Annotated in this window: 23 protein-coding genes; 10 read left to right on the top strand and 13 right to left on the bottom strand. The window is 66.1% G+C overall.

Going from position 1 to position 19,288, the window contains the following annotated elements; translation table 11 throughout:
* The first annotated feature begins 52 nt into the window (after positions 1 to 52).
* Positions 53 to 1,456 carry a tetratricopeptide repeat protein gene (locus ACQR0U_RS18230; protein WP_434872206.1) on the top strand — a complete coding sequence of 468 codons (1,404 nt, stop codon included), beginning with the start codon at positions 53 to 55 and terminating at the stop codon, positions 1,454 to 1,456.
* A gap of 62 nt (positions 1,457 to 1,518) precedes the next feature.
* On the opposite strand, the gene ACQR0U_RS18225 is transcribed toward ACQR0U_RS18230, so the two are convergent.
* The 3 genes from ACQR0U_RS18225 to ACQR0U_RS18215 all read right to left on the bottom strand — a co-directional run bounded on the left by ACQR0U_RS18225 (position 1,519) and on the right by ACQR0U_RS18215 (position 3,329).
* Positions 1,519 to 2,355 (bottom strand): DUF3658 domain-containing protein, encoded by an 837-nt coding sequence (locus ACQR0U_RS18225; protein WP_434863373.1) that lies wholly within the window; start codon positions 2,353 to 2,355, stop codon positions 1,519 to 1,521.
* Complete coding sequence (locus ACQR0U_RS18220) at positions 2,352 to 2,579, bottom strand: hypothetical protein (RefSeq protein WP_315750406.1); 228 nt, start codon at positions 2,577 to 2,579, stop codon at positions 2,352 to 2,354. Before ACQR0U_RS18220 ends, ACQR0U_RS18225 begins: the two co-directional genes overlap by 4 nt.
* A gap of 177 nt (positions 2,580 to 2,756) precedes the next feature.
* Positions 2,757 to 3,329: a TetR/AcrR family transcriptional regulator gene (locus ACQR0U_RS18215; RefSeq protein WP_315717278.1), complete on the bottom strand. Its 573-nt coding sequence runs from the start codon at positions 3,327 to 3,329 to the stop codon at positions 2,757 to 2,759.
* Positions 3,330 to 3,462: 133 nt separating this feature from the next.
* Between ACQR0U_RS18215 and ACQR0U_RS18210 the strand changes: the two genes are divergently transcribed.
* Entirely contained in the window at positions 3,463 to 3,879 is a 417-nt protein-coding gene (locus tag ACQR0U_RS18210) for a 4-oxalocrotonate tautomerase (protein WP_315717279.1), read from the top strand.
* Between the two features lie 61 nt (positions 3,880 to 3,940).
* Here the strand turns inward: ACQR0U_RS18210 and ACQR0U_RS18205 are convergent, their stop codons facing one another.
* From ACQR0U_RS18205 to petA, 5 genes are all read right to left on the bottom strand, one after another.
* A complete protein-coding gene (locus tag ACQR0U_RS18205; protein ID WP_315717280.1) occupies positions 3,941 to 4,993 on the bottom strand; it encodes a hypothetical protein in 1,053 nt (350 codons plus the stop codon).
* Between the two features lie 634 nt (positions 4,994 to 5,627).
* A complete protein-coding gene (locus tag ACQR0U_RS18200; RefSeq protein ID WP_315717281.1) occupies positions 5,628 to 6,302 on the bottom strand; it encodes a dienelactone hydrolase family protein in 675 nt (224 codons plus the stop codon).
* A 193-nt stretch (positions 6,303 to 6,495) separates the two neighbouring features.
* The gene (locus ACQR0U_RS18195; RefSeq protein WP_315717282.1) at positions 6,496 to 6,828 is read right to left on the bottom strand and encodes a YnfA family protein; all 333 of its coding nucleotides are present in this window, start codon (positions 6,826 to 6,828) and stop codon (positions 6,496 to 6,498) included.
* 128 nt (positions 6,829 to 6,956) lie between these two features.
* Positions 6,957 to 9,029: a cytochrome c1 gene (locus ACQR0U_RS18190; protein WP_316167450.1), complete on the bottom strand. Its 2,073-nt coding sequence runs from the start codon at positions 9,027 to 9,029 to the stop codon at positions 6,957 to 6,959.
* 60 nt (positions 9,030 to 9,089) lie between these two features.
* Positions 9,090 to 9,620, bottom strand: coding sequence for a ubiquinol-cytochrome c reductase iron-sulfur subunit (gene petA / locus ACQR0U_RS18185; RefSeq protein WP_315717369.1), 531 nt, complete (start codon positions 9,618 to 9,620; stop codon positions 9,090 to 9,092).
* A gap of 280 nt (positions 9,621 to 9,900) precedes the next feature.
* Here petA and ACQR0U_RS18180 point away from each other — a divergent pair, with 280 nt between their 5' ends.
* From ACQR0U_RS18180 to ACQR0U_RS18160, 5 genes are all read left to right on the top strand, one after another.
* Entirely contained in the window at positions 9,901 to 10,386 is a 486-nt protein-coding gene (locus ACQR0U_RS18180) for a tRNA (cytidine(34)-2'-O)-methyltransferase (protein ID WP_315750403.1), read from the top strand.
* Positions 10,383 to 11,015, top strand: a complete 633-nt coding sequence (gene queE, locus ACQR0U_RS18175; RefSeq protein ID WP_434872205.1) for a 7-carboxy-7-deazaguanine synthase — start codon at positions 10,383 to 10,385, stop codon at positions 11,013 to 11,015. Before ACQR0U_RS18180 ends, queE begins: the two co-directional genes overlap by 4 nt.
* Positions 11,016 to 11,032: 17 nt before the next feature.
* Positions 11,033 to 11,401 (top strand): 6-pyruvoyl trahydropterin synthase family protein, encoded by a 369-nt coding sequence (locus ACQR0U_RS18170; RefSeq protein ID WP_315750453.1) that lies wholly within the window; start codon positions 11,033 to 11,035, stop codon positions 11,399 to 11,401.
* 103 nt (positions 11,402 to 11,504) lie between these two features.
* Positions 11,505 to 12,392 carry an oxygen-dependent coproporphyrinogen oxidase gene (gene hemF / locus ACQR0U_RS18165; protein ID WP_315717287.1) on the top strand — a complete coding sequence of 296 codons (888 nt, stop codon included), beginning with the start codon at positions 11,505 to 11,507 and terminating at the stop codon, positions 12,390 to 12,392.
* A 31-nt stretch (positions 12,393 to 12,423) separates the two neighbouring features.
* Complete coding sequence (locus tag ACQR0U_RS18160) at positions 12,424 to 13,152, top strand: HAD family hydrolase (RefSeq protein ID WP_316167447.1); 729 nt, start codon at positions 12,424 to 12,426, stop codon at positions 13,150 to 13,152.
* Positions 13,153 to 13,170: 18 nt separating this feature from the next.
* On the opposite strand, the gene ACQR0U_RS18155 is transcribed toward ACQR0U_RS18160, so the two are convergent.
* Complete coding sequence (locus ACQR0U_RS18155; RefSeq protein ID WP_316167446.1) at positions 13,171 to 14,085, bottom strand: LysR family transcriptional regulator; 915 nt, start codon at positions 14,083 to 14,085, stop codon at positions 13,171 to 13,173.
* A gap of 119 nt (positions 14,086 to 14,204) precedes the next feature.
* Here ACQR0U_RS18155 and ACQR0U_RS18150 point away from each other — a divergent pair, with 119 nt between their 5' ends.
* From ACQR0U_RS18150 to ACQR0U_RS18140, 3 genes are all read left to right on the top strand, one after another.
* Entirely contained in the window at positions 14,205 to 14,834 is a 630-nt protein-coding gene (locus ACQR0U_RS18150; protein WP_315717290.1) for a DsbA family protein, read from the top strand.
* A gap of 108 nt (positions 14,835 to 14,942) precedes the next feature.
* Complete coding sequence (locus ACQR0U_RS18145; RefSeq protein WP_315717291.1) at positions 14,943 to 15,842, top strand: MBL fold metallo-hydrolase; 900 nt, start codon at positions 14,943 to 14,945, stop codon at positions 15,840 to 15,842.
* Between the two features lie 71 nt (positions 15,843 to 15,913).
* Positions 15,914 to 16,336 (top strand): diguanylate cyclase, encoded by a 423-nt coding sequence (locus ACQR0U_RS18140; RefSeq protein WP_434844146.1) that lies wholly within the window; start codon positions 15,914 to 15,916, stop codon positions 16,334 to 16,336.
* A 10-nt stretch (positions 16,337 to 16,346) separates the two neighbouring features.
* Here ACQR0U_RS18140 and ACQR0U_RS18135 read toward each other — a convergent pair whose 3' ends face one another.
* From ACQR0U_RS18135 to ACQR0U_RS18120, 4 genes are read right to left on the bottom strand one after another with little or no spacing between them, the layout of a single operon-like run.
* Positions 16,347 to 17,123, bottom strand: coding sequence for a TSUP family transporter (locus ACQR0U_RS18135; RefSeq protein ID WP_316175823.1), 777 nt, complete (start codon positions 17,121 to 17,123; stop codon positions 16,347 to 16,349).
* Positions 17,120 to 18,370, bottom strand: coding sequence for a CCA tRNA nucleotidyltransferase (locus ACQR0U_RS18130; protein ID WP_315826989.1), 1,251 nt, complete (start codon positions 18,368 to 18,370; stop codon positions 17,120 to 17,122). The genes ACQR0U_RS18135 and ACQR0U_RS18130 overlap by 4 nt, the downstream gene beginning before the upstream one ends.
* The gene (locus tag ACQR0U_RS18125; RefSeq protein WP_315750395.1) at positions 18,367 to 18,630 is read right to left on the bottom strand and encodes a DUF6111 family protein; all 264 of its coding nucleotides are present in this window, start codon (positions 18,628 to 18,630) and stop codon (positions 18,367 to 18,369) included. The genes ACQR0U_RS18130 and ACQR0U_RS18125 overlap by 4 nt, the downstream gene beginning before the upstream one ends.
* Entirely contained in the window at positions 18,627 to 19,286 is a 660-nt protein-coding gene (locus tag ACQR0U_RS18120; RefSeq protein WP_409977949.1) for a CoA pyrophosphatase, read from the bottom strand. The genes ACQR0U_RS18125 and ACQR0U_RS18120 overlap by 4 nt, the downstream gene beginning before the upstream one ends.
* Between the last annotated feature and the right edge of the window lie 2 nt (positions 19,287 to 19,288).

The raw sequence follows: 19,288 nt of genomic DNA, 5'->3' as shown, positions 1-19,288 counted from the left end.
CTGGACAGGGCAAATCAGCTTGAGGCGGCTGATGAATTTCGCGGGGCGGCGCATGATCGACCAGCCCGGCACGGAGATCATCGGCAGAGCGAATATCCGAATTGCCGGGCATGCAGTGCCCGGTCTATGCTGCACCGTCTCCCTTGCTGAAGGCATTCGTCCTTTGCGACGCCATCCCCTGGCCTTGCCCGCCATGCTCCTCTTTGCCGCGGCGACGGCGCCCGACGCTGTTGCGCAGGGCGAGCCGCCACTGGCATGGTGCCTGGACCGCCGTTTCCCGGCCGACCAGCGGATCGAGAGCTGCACCTTCGCATTGCAGTCCGATCGATGGTCCGGACAAGATCAGATCCACGGCTATTTCAATCGTGGCAATGCGTACTATGAGAAACAGGAGTACGACCGCGCCATAGCCGATTTCACCGAAGCGATCAGGCTCGATCCCTCCTACCCGGCGGCCCGCAACAATCGTGGGTTCGCCTACGCAGGCAAAGGCGACTACGATCGGGCGATTGCAGATTATGACGAGGCGATCAAGCTCGATTCGAAGAAGCCGCTCTACTACTACAATCGCGGCTTGGCCTACTTCTCGAAAGAAAATTATGATCGGGCGCTCACGGACTTCAATCGAACGTTGGCGCTGGACCCCGAGCAAGCCAAGCCCTACGTTGATCGCGGCGCAATCCATGTTCTGAGGAACGACTTCGATCGCGGTCTCGCAGATATAGACGAGGCGATCCGACGCGACCCGACTGACGCCACCGCATACAGCCTTCGCGCCGCCGTGCATAAACACAAGAAGCAGTTCGACCGCGCCATTGCCGACTACAGCGCTGCAATCAAATTCGGCCTGACGCCCGCGAAAGCCCTTAACGCCCATTTCAACCGAGGGATCGCGTATTTCGAAACAGGTGACATCGATCACGCCATCGCCGATTTCGACGAAACGATCAGGCGCGATCCGGGTCACGTTCTTGCCCATGTCAATCGCGGCATAGCATATGACGATAAGGGCGATCACGACCGTGCCATCATAGATTTCGGCGTGGCGATCAAGCTCGAGCCGCAACACGCGAAAGCGTACATGAACCGCGGCGCGGCCTACGACAAGAAAGGCGATCATGACCGCGCCATCGCCGATTTTGACGAGGCTCTGAGGCTTAATGGCAAGCTTGCAGAGGCCTTCAACCGTCGCGGTATCGCCTACGACGACAAAGGGGATCACGACCGGGCCATCGTCGACTTCGATCAGGCCATCAGGCTCGATCCGAGCTATGCCGATGCCTACAACAATCGCGGCCTCGCCTACAAGGAGAAGGCAGACTACGATCGCGCGATCGCCGACTTCGACGCGGCCATCGCCCTGGCGCCGGATTTCTCCGAGGCCCAAGGCAACCGGGATGCGGTTCGCGAGCTGAAGAAGAGCCGCGGGGCTGCAATGCCGGCCCCGGAACGTTAGACGGGTCCGCGGCTGATGCGGACGCGGCGCTGGGTCCGGCCAACCCGGCTATTCCTGACGCGTCATGCGCAGCCGCCCGCTAACCGCAACTCACTGCGATGCATATCGAACAGGTCGCCACGAGACTCGAGGCAACCTGCTGCTACGAGCGCACGGGCGCGCGCGAACAACTCGATATCGCCCGTCTGCAGCACAATCGTCCCGGTTTCGCAAAGCGCCTCCCCGATAATGCTCGCCGCCTTCTGCCAGTCGGCCGTGGCAAATGACAGCAGCACCGAATCGAAGAACGAGATCGGCGCTGACACCAATTCGCCGTCGCGAATGACGCGCAACGGCGCGTTCTCCGCTTTGAGGCGCGCCCAACGTTCTCGGCAGGCATCACGCCGGCTTGGCGACAGAACGGTCCGCAGATCCCACAGTGCATTGTCGCGAATTGTCTCCGGCGACACTAAACCCAGGCTGACGGCCAGCCGTGGCGCCTTCGGCCCTGTCTCCCCTGCCCGCACGACTGTGTCGGTGAGATCGACGATCTCGATCGGCTCATCGCCGAGCCGCCACAGGAGTTCGAGGAAGCCGGCATATTCCTGGGTCGATCGCCGCGTGAACCAGGCGATCCGTCGGTTGTTGCTCGAGAGTGCCTCGTCCCAGAACGATGTTGCCTGGCCGCCCACCTCTTCCCAGCCTGACACTTGCAATTCCTGGTCCATCCAGGCGGTTCGCAGCTCCGGGTCGGGTGGATTGATCGGACCAAAGCTCAGGCTGTCGGCAAAGCCAATCACGCGGTCGCTGCGCCCAGCCTGCTGGAGCGCAGCGCGCAACGTGCCTGCAGCGGACATGTTGAAGACGACATGAAGGATCGCGTGGGGAATTGTTATCTCCCTTGCCAGACGTGCGTTCACGTGGGGCGAGTCACGATGACGCTTCCCTCGCGCCCCATCGCCGCGCGAGCTTGCTGAAGCGCACCGATGACTCGATCGAGCTCTTCGGCCGCCATGAAGACCTCGATGTCGCCGTCCGTCCTCAACGACAGCGACAATCCAACGCTGCTGCCGACGACGCGAACCAGCACGCATGCGTCGTCGCCGGACGACTTGTCGACGAACGTGATCGGCTCGGTGCTCATGCGGGATCCAGGATCATCTGATAGGCCATGCTAGCAGATATCGAAACGTCGTTGGATTCGACATGCCGCCAAACTGGCGGTGCGCTCCCCTCCCCCTTGCGGACAGGGGAGCTCACTGGCGTTGGGGCGAGCGGCACCTCACAACTTGCGAAGCCGAGCGCTCGCGCGGCAGCGGCTCTACAGCAGCGCCAGCGCGGCTTGTTTGAGGTGGGCGGCGATGGCATCGCGGGCTTCGCGTGAGCCGACGCTGCGCGCCATCGTCACCCCTCCCGAGAGGATCGCCATCAGCGACCAGGCCTTTTGCAGCCGAGCTTCATCGGTGCTCCCCTGCAACCCCTTTGCGATCTGCTGCGCGACCCTTTCGAGCGCGGTGCCATAGGCGGCCTTCGTTTCCTCGCTGGCGCGCGTCACGTCCGGCGTCAGGCTCTGCAGTCCGCAGCTCGAGTCCAGGATGCAATGGAGACGTTCTCCGAGATAGAATGCGATGAACGCCTCGGCCCAGCGCGCTCCCATCTGCTGCTGAAGACTCGCAATGCCCGTCCTGAGATCGTCCAGCCCGGCCAACGCGGCGGCTTCGAACGCGGCGTCCTTCGACTTGAAGTGACCGTAGAACGCGCCGGACGTGACCCCGGCTTCCTTGGCGAGGCCGTCGACGCCGATGCCGCCATAGCCAAGCCGGCGAAAGCCGCGCCCCGCGGCCTCCAACAACTTCGTCTTTGCTTCCTGCTTATGCTCGGCGTGGTACCGCATCTGGCGCCTTCCATAGCGATCGTCATTTCATGCTTGACTGATAACGATCGTTATTCTATTGGTGAATCACGGTCGTTATATAATGACCGCCGTTCCCCGGGACAACCGCCCTAGGGCGAGCACAGGAGGAGTCATGCCGATCAGTCTCACACTCACCGAAGGCGTCATCGCTGCCGACCAGGCGCCGATCGCCGTTGCGCGGATCACGGAATCGTTCCTGAGACACCATGGTCTGGCGGGCAACAGGATCATGGGGGCGAACGTCACGGCCCATCTGAACATCCTGCCGAAGGGCCATACCTTCGCCGGCGGCACGCCGGTCGATGGCGCCTGGATCGAGACCAAGACGCCGTCATTCGCGCTCGCCAGTCACGAGGTCCAGACGGCGTTCTTCGGCGAAGCCACCGACATCCTGCATGACCTCTCCGGCGGGGCGCTTGCCAGGGACCGGATCTGGTCCAACGGCGTCCACGCCGTGGACGGCACCTGGAATCTCGACGGCAGGCCGATGACCAACGACGCGCTCGTGGGGGCCATCACCGCAGGATGATCACGGTCGTCACGGCCGCTACCGCATTGCGCGGCGGCGGCCGTGATTGAATGCCGACCGCTCACGTCCCCGGCTTCACCAGCCCCAGCTCGGCGAACTTCATCTCCGTCGCCACCACCGCGTTCTCATACACCTCGCCGCGCTCGACGAAGTAGTTGAAGTAGCCGGCCGGCGTCTCCGGCTGGATCTCGACCAGCTCCACGGTCTTGTATTTCGGATCGGTGATCACGCCGCTCGCGATCAGGTCGTTGATGCGCTTGAGCGCGTCGACCTCGGCCTTGTAGCCGACCGAGAACCACATCTCCGTGGTCCAGTCCTGCACCTCGAACCAGTTGGCCGGCGCCTGGCCCTGCCACCCCTCGGCGAGCGGGCGGACGGCAAAGACGCGGTCGAAACCGTGCAGCTCGGAGATGATGCTGGCGCGGTGATAAGCGCCGTCCATCTGTCCCTGGGGCAGCTTGGTGAAGCCGTAGAGCGACAGCCACAGCGCGGCCTTGACCGCCTCCGGCGTGATCGGGCGGATGGCGCGCTCGGCCAGCACCTCGGAGGCGTAGCGCAGGTCGCGCTTGGCCGCCGATTGCCGCGCCTTGACGGCATGGGCGTTGGGAACCGACTTCTCCGCCGGCAGCAGCGCCCGCGCCGCCTCGTTGCCGTAGAGATAGCCGGTGCCGGTCTCGGGATCATAGGTGTTGAACACGACGCCGACCGACGTGGCGTTGAGCGTCTCCGCCGCGTGCGCGAAGTCGGCCTCGCTCCGCACCGGGACATATTGCTGCGCCGGCCACAGCCGGTCGGCGAGGGCGTTGAACGGGCCGTCACGCCAATCCGGCCAGGAGACGAAGCGCGCCAGCGCCTCGGCATAGGCGGGACGAAACACCCCGGGATAGCCGAACATCACCGTGCGCAACTGCGACGCCGGATCCCGGTGGCGGTCGGAGGACATCAGCTCGTTGCGCAGATCGAGACCCTGAAGCCACGCCGACAGCACCAGGATCTGGCCGGACGTCGCGGTGACGAGATCCGGCGTCACGCCCCAGGCGCGGGCAGTGTCGAGGAAGCCGGCGCCATGGGCGTTCAAGCCGCCCAGCCCGGCCAGCGCAAAGGCCACTCGCACGGCTTTCTCCATCAGCAGAGGGACCGGAGAACGCTACCTCAGATTGTTTCGGCGATGCAACCGGCGGCGAGACGCAGCGAATTCGAACATCGAACGAAGCGACGCGCTTCGAACATGATCGATGCTCAGATCTCCGCAGGATCCCGGTGATTCGCCGAAACGTGACGGCGCCAAGCGACGAAAAGCTGCAGCCGGCGGCTGTGTGGTGCCTCACAACCTCATGTTGCGCGCGTGCACGCCGCCTCGGGATCGACCAATGATTGTCGCAATCCAAAAAAGTTACATAACTTGGCTGTGCGCGAGGGCAACACTGTTGTCTATCTGCAATAGTGTGGCAATGATTGGTTAACCATATTGAATTACCTTGGTTAACATGGCCCGCGGCAAACAGCCCTCAGTGTCGCATGCGCTCCCGAAGCAGCCGACGCTGCTCGATTGCTTCCTCGAAGCGCAGGCAAAGCGGACGAAGCGTCGACGGCGCTCCGCCGACGCAGTGACCAGCGCCGACCCCTTGGCTCCTTCAGACGACGCTCCGACTCTTGGTGAGGCCGAAGCGCCCTCGGCCGAAACCAAGACCGCCCGCGCGGTTTGAGTCCGCACGGCGCGGTTTGGAACCGACGCGCCGGCCCTCAGCTCAGCCGAGGTGCTTGTGGAAAAACGCCGTGGCGCGGCCCCAGGCGAGCTCGGCGGCCCTGCGATCGTGCACGGTCATGCGCTGCTCGTTTACGAAGGCATGCTCGGCATCGTAGCGATAGAGCTCGAGCGACTTGCCGGCGGCCTTCATCGCCTTCTCGAAGCCGTCCACCAGCGCCGGCGTGCACCAATCATCCTTGTTGGCAAAGTGGGCCTGCAGCGGGATCTTGACGTCGGCCGGCTTCGCCGCCTGCTCAGGCGGAATGCCGTAGAACACGACGCCGGCGGCGAGCTCGTCGATCTTGGTCGCGCCGATGATCGTCACCGCGCCGCCGAGGCAGAAGCCGGTGAGGCCGACCTTGGCGCCGTTGCGCGCCAGATATTGCGCGGCCCCGCGCACGGTCTGCGTGGTCGCGTCCATGAAGTCGAGCGAGTTCATCTCCCGGCCCGCCGCATCCGTATCGTGATAGGGCACCACCGTGCCCTTGTAGAGATCGGGCGCCAGCGCGTTGAAGCCGGCGAGCGCGAAACGATCGCACATCCCCTTGATCTGGTCCTGCAGGCCCCACCATTCCTGGATGACGACGACGCCCGGCGCATCGGCCTGCGCGGCCTTGGCGAGATAGCCCTTGGCCTCCTGGCCATCGGGGCGCTTGAAGCTGATCAGTGTGCCCATGTGTTCCTCCGCAGGTTTTGTTGGAAGCTGAGGAGCGGGGTTTACCGCAAATGCGCGTCCGGCGCGACGGGAGGCGATCGGGTTCGCTGCAACGTGAGAGGATTCGTAGCCCGGATGAGCGCAGCGACATCCGGGGTCCTCGCCGGCACTGTTGCGATCCAGGATGTCGCTGCGCTCATCCGGGCTACGGGCGCTAGACCGGCATCGCGCGCGGCGCGAACAGGATCACTGCCATGCCGGCGAGGCAGATCAGGGCGCCGGCGGCGTCCCACGGATCGGGGCGATGGCCCTCGACCAGCCAGCCCCATAGCAGCGCCGCGGTGATATAGATGCCGCCATAGGCGGCGTAGGCGCGGCCGGCGAGCGGGCTGTCGGCCACGGTGAGAAGCGTCGCGAAGCCGGCGAGCGCGGCCATGCCGGGCAACAGCCATAGCGGCGACTGCCCGAGCCGCAGCCAAGCCCAGAACGCGAAGCAGCCGCCGATCTCCAGCACGGCGGCGCCGGCGAAGGCGAGAAGTGACGGCATGGGCGAACTCCGTTTTGCCGGCTGCGCCGCGGACAAGGCCTCCCCTGGCCCGAGCCCAACTAACACAGGGACAACAAAAAAGCCCCCGGAGGGGCTTTTCGTTTTCATCAGACGTTTCCGATCACCGCTCAATGCGCGGCGGCCCAGACCCGCTTCTTGGTGAAGTACATCAGGCCGGCGAAGATGATCAGGAAGATGAACACCTGATAGCCGATGCGCTTGCGCGCTTCCATGTGCGGCTCGGCGGTCCACATCAGGAAGGTCGCGACGTCGTGGGCATACTGCTTCACGGTGGCCGGCGAGCCGTCGTCGAACGTCACCTGGCCGTCGGACAGCGGCGGCGGCATCTTGATCGCATGCCCGGGGAAGTACTTGTTGTAGTACGAGCCGTCCGGAATGGTGACGCCGTGCGGCGGGGTTTCTTCATAGCCCTGCAGCAGCGCGTTGATGTAGTTCGGGCCCTGCTCCTGGAACTGGGTGAAGAAGTCGATCAGGAACCAGGGGAAGCCGCGCTTGTAGGAGCGCGCCTTGGCCATCAGCGACAGGTCCGGCGGGGCCGCACCGCCATTGGCGGCCCGTGCGGCCTGCTCGTTCGGGAACGGCGACGGGAAGTAGTCGGCCGGCCGGCCCGGACGCTCGAACATCTCGCCGGCGTCGTTGGGACCGTCCTTGATCTTGTACTCGGCCGCGAAGGCGGCCGCCTGCGCCGGCGAGTAGCCCGGGCCGCCGGGCTCGGCGAGATTGCGGAACGCCACATATTGCAGCGAATGGCAGTTCGAGCAGACTTCCTTGTAGACCTTGAGGCCGCGCTGCACGGCGCCGCGATCGAAGGTGCCGAACGGACCGGCAAACGACCACTTCGCCGAAGGCGGGTTCTCCTGGCCTTCGCTGGCACGGGCGTCGCCCATGCTGCCGGCGAGCAGCGACACCGCGGCGACCAGCGCGATCACGGTCGAGACCATCGGCGCCGCCTTGCGGCCGGACCTGGCCAGCACGTCGTCAGCGATCGAGTTCGGCAGCGGGCGCGGCCGCTCGATGCGCGCGAGCAGCGGCAGCACGATCAGGAAGTAGGCGAAGTACAGCACCGTCAGGATGCGGCCGAGCACGACATAGACACCCTCCGGCGGCTGCGCGCCGAGATAGCCGAGGCCGATGCAGACGACGACGAAGATCCAGAAGAACTGCTTGCCGAGCGGACGGTACTTGTTGGAGCGGGTCTTGGCCGAGTCGAGCCAGGGCAGGAACACCAGCACGATGATGGCCGCGAACATCGCGATCACGCCGGCGAGCTTGTTCGGGATCGAGCGCAGGATCGCGTAGAATGGCAGGTAGTACCATTCGGGCACGATGTGCGCCGGCGTCACCGCCGGGTTGGCCGGGATGTAGTTGTCGGCCTCGCCGAGATAGTTCGGCATGTAGAAGATGAACCAGGAATAGAAGATCAGGAAGCAGGCGACGCCGAAGAAGTCCTTGATCGTCGCGTAGGGCGTGAACGGCACCATGTCCTTCTCGGTCTTCGGCTCGACGCCGGCCGGGTTGTTCTGGCCAGTGACGTGAAGCGCCCAGACGTGCAGCACGACCACGCCGGCGATCAGGAACGGCAGCAAATAATGGAGCGCGAAGAAGCGGTTCAGCGTGGGATTACCGACGGAGTAGCCGCCCCACAGCAGGGTCACGATGCTCTCGCCGAAATACGGCACGGCCGAGAACAAATTGGTGATGACGGTCGCGCCCCAGAAGCTCATCTGGCCCCACGGCAGCACGTAGCCCATGAAGCCCGTCGCCATCATCAGGAGGTAGATGATGACGCCGAGGATCCAGAGCACCTCGCGCGGCGCCTTGTATGACCCGTAATACAGGCCGCGGAACATGTGGATGTAGACGGCGAGGAAGAACATCGACGCGCCGCAGGCATGCATGTTGCGCAGCAGCCAGCCGTAGTTCACGTCGCGGACGATCAGTTCGACCGACTTGAAGGCGAGGTCGGCATGCGGCGTGTAGTGCATCGCCAGGACGACGCCGGTCACGATCTGGATGCCGAGCATCATCGAGAGGATGGCGCCGAACGTCCACCAATAGTTCAGGTTCCGCGGCGTCGGATAGGCAATGAAGGACGAGTGGACCAGGCCGATGATCGGAAGTCGTTGCTCGAGCCACTTCAAGGCGGGGTGGCTCGGCTGGTAGTCAGAAGGTCCACTCATGATGCGTTCCTGAAGAAATTATCTTGCACGATCGAGCGTGAGCTCAAGACGAACGTCTGCTCAGCCGATCTGGATCTTGGTGTCGGAAACGAACTGATAGGGCGGGACGGGAAGATTGAGCGGCGCCGGCCCCTGGCGGACGCGACCGGAGGCGTCGTACTGCGAACCGTGGCACGGGCAGAAGAAGCCGTCGTAATTGCCTTCGTGGGCGATCGGGATGCAACCCAGATGGGTGCAGATGCCGATCACGACCAGCCACTGCTCGTGGCCGTCCTTGGTGCGGGACTGGTCGGTCGCCGGATCCGGCAGGCTCGACACCGGCACCGCGCGGACCTCCTCGACCTGCTTCTTGGTGCGGTGGGAGATGTAGATCGGCTTGCCGCGCCAGAACACCTTGATGTCCTGTCCTTCGGCGACGGGCGCGAGATCGACCTCGATCGGCGCACCGGCCGCGATGGTCGAGGCATCGGGATTCATCTGGGAGATGAAGGGCCACAGGGCGGCCACAGCACCGACAGCCGCGGTAGCGCCCGTGGCGACGAAAAGAAAATCCCGGCGTGTCGGATGATCCGCAGTAGACGCTGTCACGATTCCAACCCTTTCTTCGTTGCAGCCGGTGGAACCGCCCCGCTCGACGTCTTACGATCTCGACCTTGGAGATCACGTGACCGGGAGATCCTGCCGGCGCCCGCGTCCCCCGCGGCGGCAGAAAACGGCTCGCTCCACCGCCCCTGGGGAACAAGCCGTCCAGAATCGTTCTATTGGCACCCTTGCGATACGAGCGCAAGCCCGCTATCGGCCCTGCAGCACGCCATGCACCAATTCCCGCTTCGGAAGCGGACTTTCCGCCTCAGTCCTAAGACCAATTCGCATGCAGATCGCGCTCTATCAGCCCGACATTCCGCAGAACACCGGAACGATTCTGCGCCTGTGCGCCTGCCTCGGGCTCGCGGCCCACATCATCGAACCGGCGGGCTTTCCTGTGTCTGACCGGCAGTTCCGCCGCGCCGGCATGGACTATCTGGACCAACTGAATTGGCGGCGGCACGATTCCTGGAGCGCGTTCGAGGCCTGGCGGTCCGCAGAGGGCCATCGCCTGCTGCTGCTGACGACCAGGGCCGCGACCTGCTATCTCGACTTCAGTTACGGCCCGGACGACATCCTGCTGCTCGGGCGCGAGAGCGCCGGCGTGCCGGACGGCGTGGCGGCGGTCGCCGATGCGCGGCTGCGGATTCCGCTGCAGCCGGGGCTGCGCTCGCTGAACGTGGCGATGGCCGCGGCGATGGCCGCCGGCGAGGCGCTGCGCCAGACCGGACAATTCGTCCAACTGCAATCCGCACAAGGAGCCGGAGGGTGAGCTACGCGGTGAAGGAAATCTTCATGACCCTGCAGGGCGAAGGCGCCCAGGCGGGCCGCGCTGCCGTGTTCTGCCGCTTCGCTGGCTGCAACCTGTGGAGCGGCCGCGAGGCCGATCGCGCAACCGCGACGTGCCGGTTCTGTGACACCGACTTCGTCGGCACCGACGGCACGCTGGGCGGCCGTTATGAGACCGCCGCAGCGCTGGCCGAGGCCATCGGCGGGCAATGGACAGGCGGGGCCGCCGACCGCTATACGATCCTCACCGGCGGGGAGCCGCTGCTGCAGGTCGATGCCGACCTGATCGAGGCGCTCCACGCCCGCGGCTTCGCGGTCGGGGTCGAAACCAACGGCACGCTCATTCCGCCCGACGGGATCGACTGGATCTGCGTCAGCCCGAAGGCCGGCGCCGGGCTGAAGCTGCGGCAGGGCCACGAGCTGAAGCTGGTCTACCCGCAACACGGGGCCGAGCCGGAGACGTTCGCGGGGCTTGCCTTCGAGCGCTTCTCGCTGCAGCCGATGGACGGGCCCGAAGCGGCCGCGAACACGGCGCGCGCCATTGATTACTGCCAGCATCATCCGCAATGGCGGCTCAGTCTGCAGACGCACAAGATGATCGGCATCAGGTAGGGATTGTGACTGACACGATGTGGGAATTGACCAAGTCGTTCACCTTCGAGGCCGCGCATACGCTGCCGATCACGACGCTCGGCGAAGCCAGCCAGGAGATCCATGGCCACTCCTTCCGCGCCGAGGTGACGGTGCGCGGCGATGCGACCCATCCCGAGACCGGCATGGTGGTGGATTTCGGCGTGCTGACGCAGCGGCTGAGCGAGATCCAGGCCATGCTCGACCACAAGTTCCTGAACAAGATCGAGGCGATCGGGCTGCCGACGCTCGAGAACCTGTCGCGCTTCATCTATGAGCGCGTCCGCTCGATCGGCCATGTCACCAAGGTCAGCGTCCACCGCGACAGCTGCCGCGAGACCTGCACCTATTTCGGTCCGCAGGGCTGATCGATTGTGGTAGGACCGAACCGTAGCGACAACAGCGCTGTCACCTCCGGCTGTCATGGACGCTTGACGGCAGGGTGAGCGCCAATGTGCCAGGGGAACGTCCATGACCACCGCCGCCATCGAGGATCGCAAGGCCCGCGCCCGCGCCTGGTTCGAGAGCCTGCGCGACCAGATCTGCGCGGCGTTCGAGCGGCTCGAGGACGAGGCGCCGGCTGACCTTTATCCGCGCACACCGAGCCGGTTCGTCCGAACGCCGTGGGAGCGCACCGACCATGCCGGCGGCCCGGGCGGCGGCGGCGTCATGAGCATGATGCACGGCCGGCTGTTCGAGAAGGTCGGCGTGCACTGCTCGACCGTGCATGGCGAGTTCGCCCCGGAATTCCGCAGCCAGATTCCCGGCGCCTCGGAAGACCCGCGGTTCTGGGCCTCGGGCATCTCGCTGATCGCGCATCTGTGGTCGCCGCACGTGCCGGCGGTGCACATGAACACGCGCTTCGTCGTCACGACGAAAGCCTGGTTCGGCGGCGGCGCCGACCTGACGCCGGTGCTGGACCGCCGCCGCACCCAGGAGGACGCGGATACGCTGGCCTTCCACGCCGCGATGAAGGGCGCCTGCGACGCCCATGCCGCGGTGGCCTCGTACGACAAGTACAAGCGCTGGTGCGACGAGTACTTCTATCTGCCGCACCGCAAGGAGCCGCGCGGCATCGGCGGCATCTTCTACGACCATCACGATTCCGGCGACTGGGAGGCCGACCTCGCCTTCACCCAGGATGTTGGCCGCGCCTTCCTGAAGGTCTATCCCGAGCTTGTCCGGAGCAATTTCAGCAGCCCCTGGACCGCCGCCGACCGCGAGGAGCAGCTCATCCGCCGCGGCCGCTACGTCGAATTCAACCTGCTTTACGACCGCGGCACCACATTTGGGCTTAAAACCGGCGGCAATGTCGACAGCATTCTGTCCTCGATGCCGCCCGAGGTGAAATGGCCCTGAAACTCGATTTGGTGAACCGCGTAGATTGATCATGACCGCCGCCCTGCCCCGCGCCATGCTGATCGACATGGACGACACCATCCTGTCGGCCTATGGCCGTCCCGAGATCGCCTGGAATATCGTCGCCACCGAGTTCGCCGACGAACTCGCGCCGCATACGCCGCGGGCGGTGGCCGCCGCGATCCTGGCCTCGGCACGCAGCTTCTGGTCGGTCGCCGGCGCCGAATGGCGGATGAAGCTGATCCAGGCGCGGCAGGAGGTGGTGAAGGACGGCTTCGCGGCGCTCGCCGGCCACGGTCCTGCTCTACCGACCGAGCTCGCGATCCGCATCGCCGATCGCTTCACCGGCTATCGCGACGAGCAGATGTTCGTCTTCCCCGGGGCGCATGAGGCGATCGACGCATTCAAGGCGCGCGGCGTCAGGCTGGCGCTCGTCACCAACGGCGAGGCCGGCCAGCAGCGCGCCAAGATCGAGCGCTTCGCGCTGGCGCACCGCTTCGACCACATCCAGATCGAGGGCGAGCACGGCTTCGGCAAGCCCGAGGAGCGCGCCTATTGGCACGCGATGGAGCGGCTCGGCGTCGGCCCGGAAGACACCTGGATGATCGGCGACAATCTCGAATGGGAGATCGTCGCGCCGCAGCGGCTCGGCATCTATTCGATCTGGATCGACGTCCATGGCGACGGCCTGCCGGAAGGCACCGACGTCAAGCCCGACCGCATCATCCGCTCGCTGACCGAGCTGGTGCCGGCGGGCTAGGCCCGCGCGGCGCCGGCGTCACTTCGCGCGCCGCGGACCTCCGGCGACTGCGCGCTTGTGCGCCTCCATCAGCATCGCCACGAAGGCCGTCACCTTCGGTGGACGAAAGCGCGCCGCTGGGAACACGGCGTGGATGCCTCCGGACGGCAGTGTCCAGGACGGCAGGATGGCCACGAGGCGGCCGGCCGCGAGATCGTCCCTGATCAGGAAATCGGGCAGCACCGCCAGGCCGCCGCCGGCCAGCGTCGCGGCGAGCACCGCCGGCGTGGTGTTGATGGTAAGCGTCTGGCTCATCTCGACGCTCTCGCGCTCGACGTCGCCTTTCATGAACTGCCAGGTGAGCGGCTCCCTCAGCGCGGCATTCGCAATGAACGGCAACGCGGCGAGGTCGCGCGGATGCGCGACGCGCCTGACCACGTTCGGCGCGGCCACCAGCAGCTGCCGGAAGCTGCCGACCCGGCGGGTCTGCAGGGTGGAATCGTCGAGCCATCCCACGCGGATCGAGAGATCGATCTGGCTGGCGACGAGGTCGATCTTGCTGTCGGCGAGGATCAGCTCGACCCGGCAGGCCGGATAGGTCCGCGAGAACTCGGTTGCGATCGCGGCGAGCGTGCAGGTGCCGTAGTCGTTCGGCGCGGCGATGCGCAACAGTCCCATCGGCTCGGCGTTGCTCTGCGCCAGCTCGGCCAATGCGCTCTCGGCCTCGCGCAGGATGGCAGCACAGCGGGCATGCAGCAGGCGACCGGCTTCCGTCGGCTCGACCCTGCGCGTGGTCCGCACCAGCAGGTCGGTTCTGAGCTCGCGCTCGAGCTGGGCGACCTGCTGGCTGACCACGGCTTTGGTGATCCCGAGCCGATCGGCCGCGCGGGTAAAGGACGCTGCGTCCACCACGGCCGCGAAATAGACGAGGCGGTTGAGATTGATCGCCTCCATGCCGGCGGCTCCTTCTATTGTCCATTAACAGCATACAGTCTGTCTCATTATGCTGTATTTATGAACAAACGAGAACCCGCTATCTCGGCGCCATGCCGCTCCAAGACAGGGTTCCGGAAATGCGACTGACCTATCTGTTCGACCCGCTCTGCGGATGGTGCTACGGCGCCGGCCCGGCGGTCGAGACGCTCGCCGCCCACGACGCCATCACGCTCGAGCTGCTGCCCACTGGCCTGTTCGCCGGCCGTGGCGCCGGCAGGATGGATGCGCAATTCTCCGAATATGCCTGGAGCAACGACCAGCGCATCGCCAAGCAGACCGGCCAGCGTTTCACCGACGCGTACCGCACCCGCATTCTCGGCGCGGGCGGCGCCTTCGATTCGACAGCCGCATCGCTCGGCCTGACGGCGGTCCACGTCACCGACCCCGGCCGTGAGCTCACGGTCCTCAAGGAGCTGCAGCTTGCGCGCTACGTACACGGGCAGGACATCGTGAGCGTCGCGGGCGTCGGCGAAGTCCTTCGAGCGCTGGGCCTTGCGAGCGCCGCCGAGCGGATGCTGGCCCGGGATCACGCGCTGGTCGAGGCCTATGGCCGCCGGCTCCAGACCGCGCATAGCTTGATGCGACGCTACGGCTTGTCCGGTGTCCCGGCCCTGCTGGCGGGTGACGGCGAGCGGCAGAGGCCGCTGCCGGGCAACGCTTTGTACGAACCGCTCGACGGCCTGCTCGCACAACTCGGAGCAGCCTGAGCCGCTCCGTACTCGATGCCTGGCACAATCCACCCAGCCGTCGCACACGGCCGGAGCGCCGCCTGCTGCCCGGCCTCATCGTTTTATCACTCCAAGAAAGAGACTGACATGCCGACACGGAGACAGATCATGACGACAGCGATTGCAGGGACCGCCGCAGCCATTCTCGGTGCATCGGACAGCGGCCGTGCCGCTGGCAGCAAGCTGGTCTGGACACACTTTCCCGCCGGTCCGAACGGCTTCTTCCGCGCGCCCGTGCTGCTGAGGGGCCCCACCGAAGCACTGCTGATCGACGGCGGCTTCAACTATCCGGACGGCCGCGCGGTGGCGGCCGCAATCAAGGCGAGCGGCAAGACGCTGACGGCCATCTACATCAGCCAGTCGGACCCGGACTACTACTTCAGCCTCAAGCCGATCCGCGAGGCCTTTCCCGGCGTGAAGGTGATCGCCGCCACGGCGACCATCGAGGCGATCAAGGGCAATGTCGAGAAGAAGCTCGCCGTCTGGGGCCCGCAGCTGAAGGAGAACGGCCCGCAGACGATGGCCGACATCGTTCTGCCCGAACCGTTCGATGGCCCGTCGCTGTCGGTCGATGGCGAGACGATCGAGATCGTCGCCGCCGAGGGGCTGGCCAATCGGCGCTATCTCTGGGTGCCCTCGCTCGCAGCCGTATTCGGCGGCGTCATGATCTTCTCGGGTGTCCATGTCTGGACGGCCGACACCCAGAGCAAGGAGCAGCGCGCAGCCTGGATCGCGACCCTCGACAAGATCGCTGCACGCGCTCCGACGGTGGTGGTCGCCGGCCATGCCGTGGCGGACGCCGCCACCGACCTGTCGGGTGTTCGGCACACCAAGTCCTATCTCATCGCGTTCGAGGAGGAGCTCGCCAAGGCCAAGGACGCCGCAGCCCTGAAGGCCGCAATGGAGGCGAAGTTTCCCGGCCTCGGCATGGGCGTGGCCCTCGACATCGGCGCCAAGGTGGCGAAGGGCGAGATGAAGTGGGGCTGATGCAGGCCGCGGCCACATCAGGCTGACATGACAGAAGCGCCGGCCCGTCAGGACCGGCGCTTCGGCCTTTCGTGGATGGCCGCGTCGTGCCTCGGGCCGGGCGCTCGGCGACGTTGGGACGCCATTTGATCAGGCGGCTCTCGACGAGGTCGAGCAGCGCGTCGATGCGCGCGGAGGAGCTGCGCGCCCGCGTCGAGGCGCTCAACATCAGCTATGGCGTGGGCATGCTGCCGCGGGGGACGATCTCGGTCGGCGTCGCCGCCTATCCCGAGGCCGACCTCGATCTGACGGAGATCCTGCGCGTCGCCGACGGCGCGCTGTACCGCGCCAAGCACAAGGGCCGCAACCGGGTCGAGCTCGCCTCCGGCGGCATGGTGCCGCCGCTCGACGAGGTGACGAACCGGGCCGTCGCCGCGCTCGATGCCATCGTGGCACGCGCCGAGACCGACGGCATCACGCCATCCGATCGGGACACGGACCAGCAGGTGGCTTGACGCCGGAAGGCTACGCCGCCGGCAGCAGATGCCGCAGCGCCGATGCGATCATCACGCCGCCGCCGGTGATGACGGCGGCGTCGAGGATGGCGGCGTGGATGTGCACCGGCATGCGCGCGACGAAGGCCTTGGCGAGGAACGCGCCGGGCACCGCGACCGCGCCGATCAGCAGTGCGAACGCCAGGACCTGCACGGTGACCACGCCGGCCAAACCAAACACCGAGATCTTGATGACGCCCGTCGCCACCGAGATCATCGCGTCGGTGGCGACGACCGCGGCGCCTTCGAGGCCGGCGGCCATCAGCAGCGACAGCAGGATCACGCCGGAGCCGGAGGTGCCGCCGACCAGCACGCCATAGCCGACCGCTCCGGCAGCAAGCCCGCCATTGCCGATCCTGACCTCGCGCTTGCGCAGGATCCGCCGCAGCGGAACGCTCATGATGAGCATCGTGCCGATCACGAACGCCGCGCCGGCATTGGTCAGTCGCGTGTAGCCGTAGGCGCCGAGCGCGGTCGTGAGCGCGGCTGCCGCGATGACGATTCCGGCGCGCGTACGGTCGGCATGGCTGATATAGGCGACGACACGGCTGAGATTGGTGAGGATCGCCGAGATCGCGATGATCGGCACGACCGGCTCGGCCCCGACCATCGGCACCAGCACGAGCGGCATGAGAGCGCCGGTGCCGTAGCCGGCAAGACCACCGATGATGGAAGCGAACAGAGCGACGGCAGCGACGAGCAGGAGTTGCAGCAGCGAGATGTCGGCAAAACCTGCCAGAAAATTCATGAACGTCCGTCGCGGTTGACACGCGCCGCCGCCTGATCGGCGATCGCGTTCAGCGATGCCTCGTCGAGCGGGAAGTCCGCGGCTAACCAAGCATCCTCTGCGAGGGTAAGCACATGACCGAGAAGCGGCCCCTCCGCAACCCCGCGCGCGATGAAATCGGCCGCCTTCAACGGCAATTTCGGCGGCGTGAAGCGCTGCGGCAACAGCGCACGCTCGCGCCAGCGCCGGTCGTCGCGATCGCGCGCCCGCGCCCAGCCGAGCATCAGGCGGTCGCGATAGACGGTCTCGCCGAGACGATACAGCAGACGCCGGACTCGCGCCTCGTCGGCGGAAGCGAACCGCCACCAGCGATGGCCCATGCCGTCGAGCGCCTTGGTCTCGGCGTTGGAGAGCTTCAGCCTGACGCCGAGACGGCGCGCATCCTCGGTCACGGCGACCGCGAGCGCCGCGAGACGGCGGACCGGGCTCGGCGAAAGCTCCAGCTCGCGCTCGATGCCGATCATCGCGGCGAACGGACCGAGATAGGCGACGCCGCCGAGGATCGCCGTCAGCAACCCGCCATCCGCCATCGCCGTGACCGCGCCGACAGCGCCGTCGGTGACGAGCAGCTTCAGCATCTCCATGCGCACGCGCTCGGCTGACAGCGTGGCGAGCCCGGCACGGCCGGCGATGCAGGCCAGATAGCCCTCGCAATCGGGGGCGCCGTGACCGAACGCCGAATGGATGCGGAAGAAGCGCAGGATGCGCAGATAGTCCTCGGCGATGCGCTGGGCGGGGTCGCCGATGAAGCGCACGCGGCGCTGGGCGATGTCGGCGAGGCCGCCGACGTGATCATGCACCACGCCGTCCGGCCCGACGGAGAGCGCGTTGATGGTGAAGTCGCGCCGGTGCGCGTCGCCGACCCAGTCGCGGCCGAACTCGACCTTGGCCTTGCGGCCGAAGGTCTCGGTGTCCTCGCGCAGGGTCGTGATCTCGAACGGATGGCCGTCCAGCACTAGCGTCACGGTACCGTGGTCGATGCCGGTCGGCACGCTCTTGATCGACGCCGCCTTGGCACGCCGGAGCACCTCCGCCGGCAGCGCCGTGGTCGCGATGTCGATGTCGCCGATGGCGATGCCGAGCAGCGCATTGCGCACGGCGCCGCCGACCACCCGTGCTTCCTCGCCATCGCAATTGAGCAGCGCGAGCACGCGCGCGGCGGGACCGGACGAGAGCCAGGGCGCGTGCAGCACCCGCGCGTCGATCATTTCTCGACCCCTGGAACGAGCCTGCCGTTCTCGACATGAGCGGGGACGTAGGTCGAACGCGGCGGCGCGCCGGAGAACTCGGCGATCAGGACCAGACTTGCAATCACCAACACCAGGGCCGCCACCGTCAATTTTGTGGTCAGATGAAAGGGCCAGTTGGCCGGCACCAACAGCCCCGATTTGGTCGCGAGCAAGAACAACACATAAACCGCAAAAGGAATGAGGAAAATTCCGATTTCCGTCAACACGCCACGGATCATGGCCGACCGATCCGCTCGTACAACACCCGAAGGATGCCCGCTGTCGCGCCCCATATGTAGCGCTCGGCGAACGGCATCGCGTAATACGAACGCTCCATGCCGCGAAACTCCTTGGAATGCAGCTGGTGATTGGCGGGGTCCATCAGGAAGGCCAGCGGCACCTCGAAGGCGTCGTCGACCTCGCCCTCGTTGATCTTGAGCGTGAATCCCGGCCGCACCCGCGCCACCGTGGGCAGGATGCGGAAGCCGAAGGCGGTGCCGTAGACGTCGAGATAGCCGATCGGGTCGACGAAGCTGCGGTCGAGCCCGATCTCCTCTTCGGCTTCGCGCAGAGCGGCATCGAGCGGAGAGGCATCGGTGACGTCGATCTTGCCGCCGGGAAAGGCGATCTGTCCGGCATGGCTCGAGAGGTTCGGCGAGCGCTGGGTCAGGAGGACGGTCGGCTCGGGGTGGTCGACCACCGGGATCAGCACCGCCGCGGGGCGGATCGGCTGCTCGCGGGAGATGATCTCGAGCATGCGGTCGGTGCCGGAATCTCCACTGGCCGGAATGACGTCCGGATCCAGCAGGGCCTGCGGAACATCGAAGCGCAGCCGCGCGCGGCCCCGCGCGAAGAAATCGGCCGAACTGAGTTCAGCGGTCCTGTTCCTCACCATGG

The organism is Bradyrhizobium sp. HKCCYLRH3097 (genome assembly GCF_051167875.1).
Lineage (GTDB): Bacteria > Pseudomonadota > Alphaproteobacteria > Rhizobiales > Xanthobacteraceae > Bradyrhizobium.
The sequence above is the reverse complement of the archived record's forward strand: the minus strand, read 5'-3'. Positions and strand labels throughout refer to the sequence as shown.

Coding starts and splice junctions, on each gene's coding strand:
- ACQR0U_RS18230 (WP_434872206.1), top strand. CDS start 53: ATGATCGACCAGCCCGGCACGGAGATCATCGGCAGAGCGAATATCCGA.
- ACQR0U_RS18220 (WP_315750406.1), bottom strand. CDS start 2,579: ATGAGCACCGAGCCGATCACGTTCGTCGACAAGTCGTCCGGCGACGAC.
- ACQR0U_RS18215 (WP_315717278.1), bottom strand. CDS start 3,329: ATGCGGTACCACGCCGAGCATAAGCAGGAAGCAAAGACGAAGTTGTTG.
- ACQR0U_RS18210 (WP_315717279.1), top strand. CDS start 3,463: ATGCCGATCAGTCTCACACTCACCGAAGGCGTCATCGCTGCCGACCAG.
- ACQR0U_RS18200 (WP_315717281.1), bottom strand. CDS start 6,302: ATGGGCACACTGATCAGCTTCAAGCGCCCCGATGGCCAGGAGGCCAAG.
- ACQR0U_RS18195 (WP_315717282.1), bottom strand. CDS start 6,828: ATGCCGTCACTTCTCGCCTTCGCCGGCGCCGCCGTGCTGGAGATCGGC.
- ACQR0U_RS18190 (WP_316167450.1), bottom strand. CDS start 9,029: ATGAGTGGACCTTCTGACTACCAGCCGAGCCACCCCGCCTTGAAGTGG.
- ACQR0U_RS18180 (WP_315750403.1), top strand. CDS start 9,901: ATGCAGATCGCGCTCTATCAGCCCGACATTCCGCAGAACACCGGAACG.
- ACQR0U_RS18170 (WP_315750453.1), top strand. CDS start 11,033: ATGTGGGAATTGACCAAGTCGTTCACCTTCGAGGCCGCGCATACGCTG.
- hemF (WP_315717287.1), top strand. CDS start 11,505: ATGACCACCGCCGCCATCGAGGATCGCAAGGCCCGCGCCCGCGCCTGG.
- ACQR0U_RS18160 (WP_316167447.1), top strand. CDS start 12,424: ATGACCGCCGCCCTGCCCCGCGCCATGCTGATCGACATGGACGACACC.
- ACQR0U_RS18155 (WP_316167446.1), bottom strand. CDS start 14,085: ATGGAGGCGATCAATCTCAACCGCCTCGTCTATTTCGCGGCCGTGGTG.
- ACQR0U_RS18150 (WP_315717290.1), top strand. CDS start 14,205: ATGCGACTGACCTATCTGTTCGACCCGCTCTGCGGATGGTGCTACGGC.
- ACQR0U_RS18145 (WP_315717291.1), top strand. CDS start 14,943: ATGCCGACACGGAGACAGATCATGACGACAGCGATTGCAGGGACCGCC.
- ACQR0U_RS18135 (WP_316175823.1), bottom strand. CDS start 17,123: ATGAATTTTCTGGCAGGTTTTGCCGACATCTCGCTGCTGCAACTCCTG.
- ACQR0U_RS18130 (WP_315826989.1), bottom strand. CDS start 18,370: ATGATCGACGCGCGGGTGCTGCACGCGCCCTGGCTCTCGTCCGGTCCC.
- ACQR0U_RS18125 (WP_315750395.1), bottom strand. CDS start 18,630: ATGATCCGTGGCGTGTTGACGGAAATCGGAATTTTCCTCATTCCTTTT.
- ACQR0U_RS18120 (WP_409977949.1), bottom strand. CDS start 19,286: ATGGTGAGGAACAGGACCGCTGAACTCAGTTCGGCCGATTTCTTCGCG.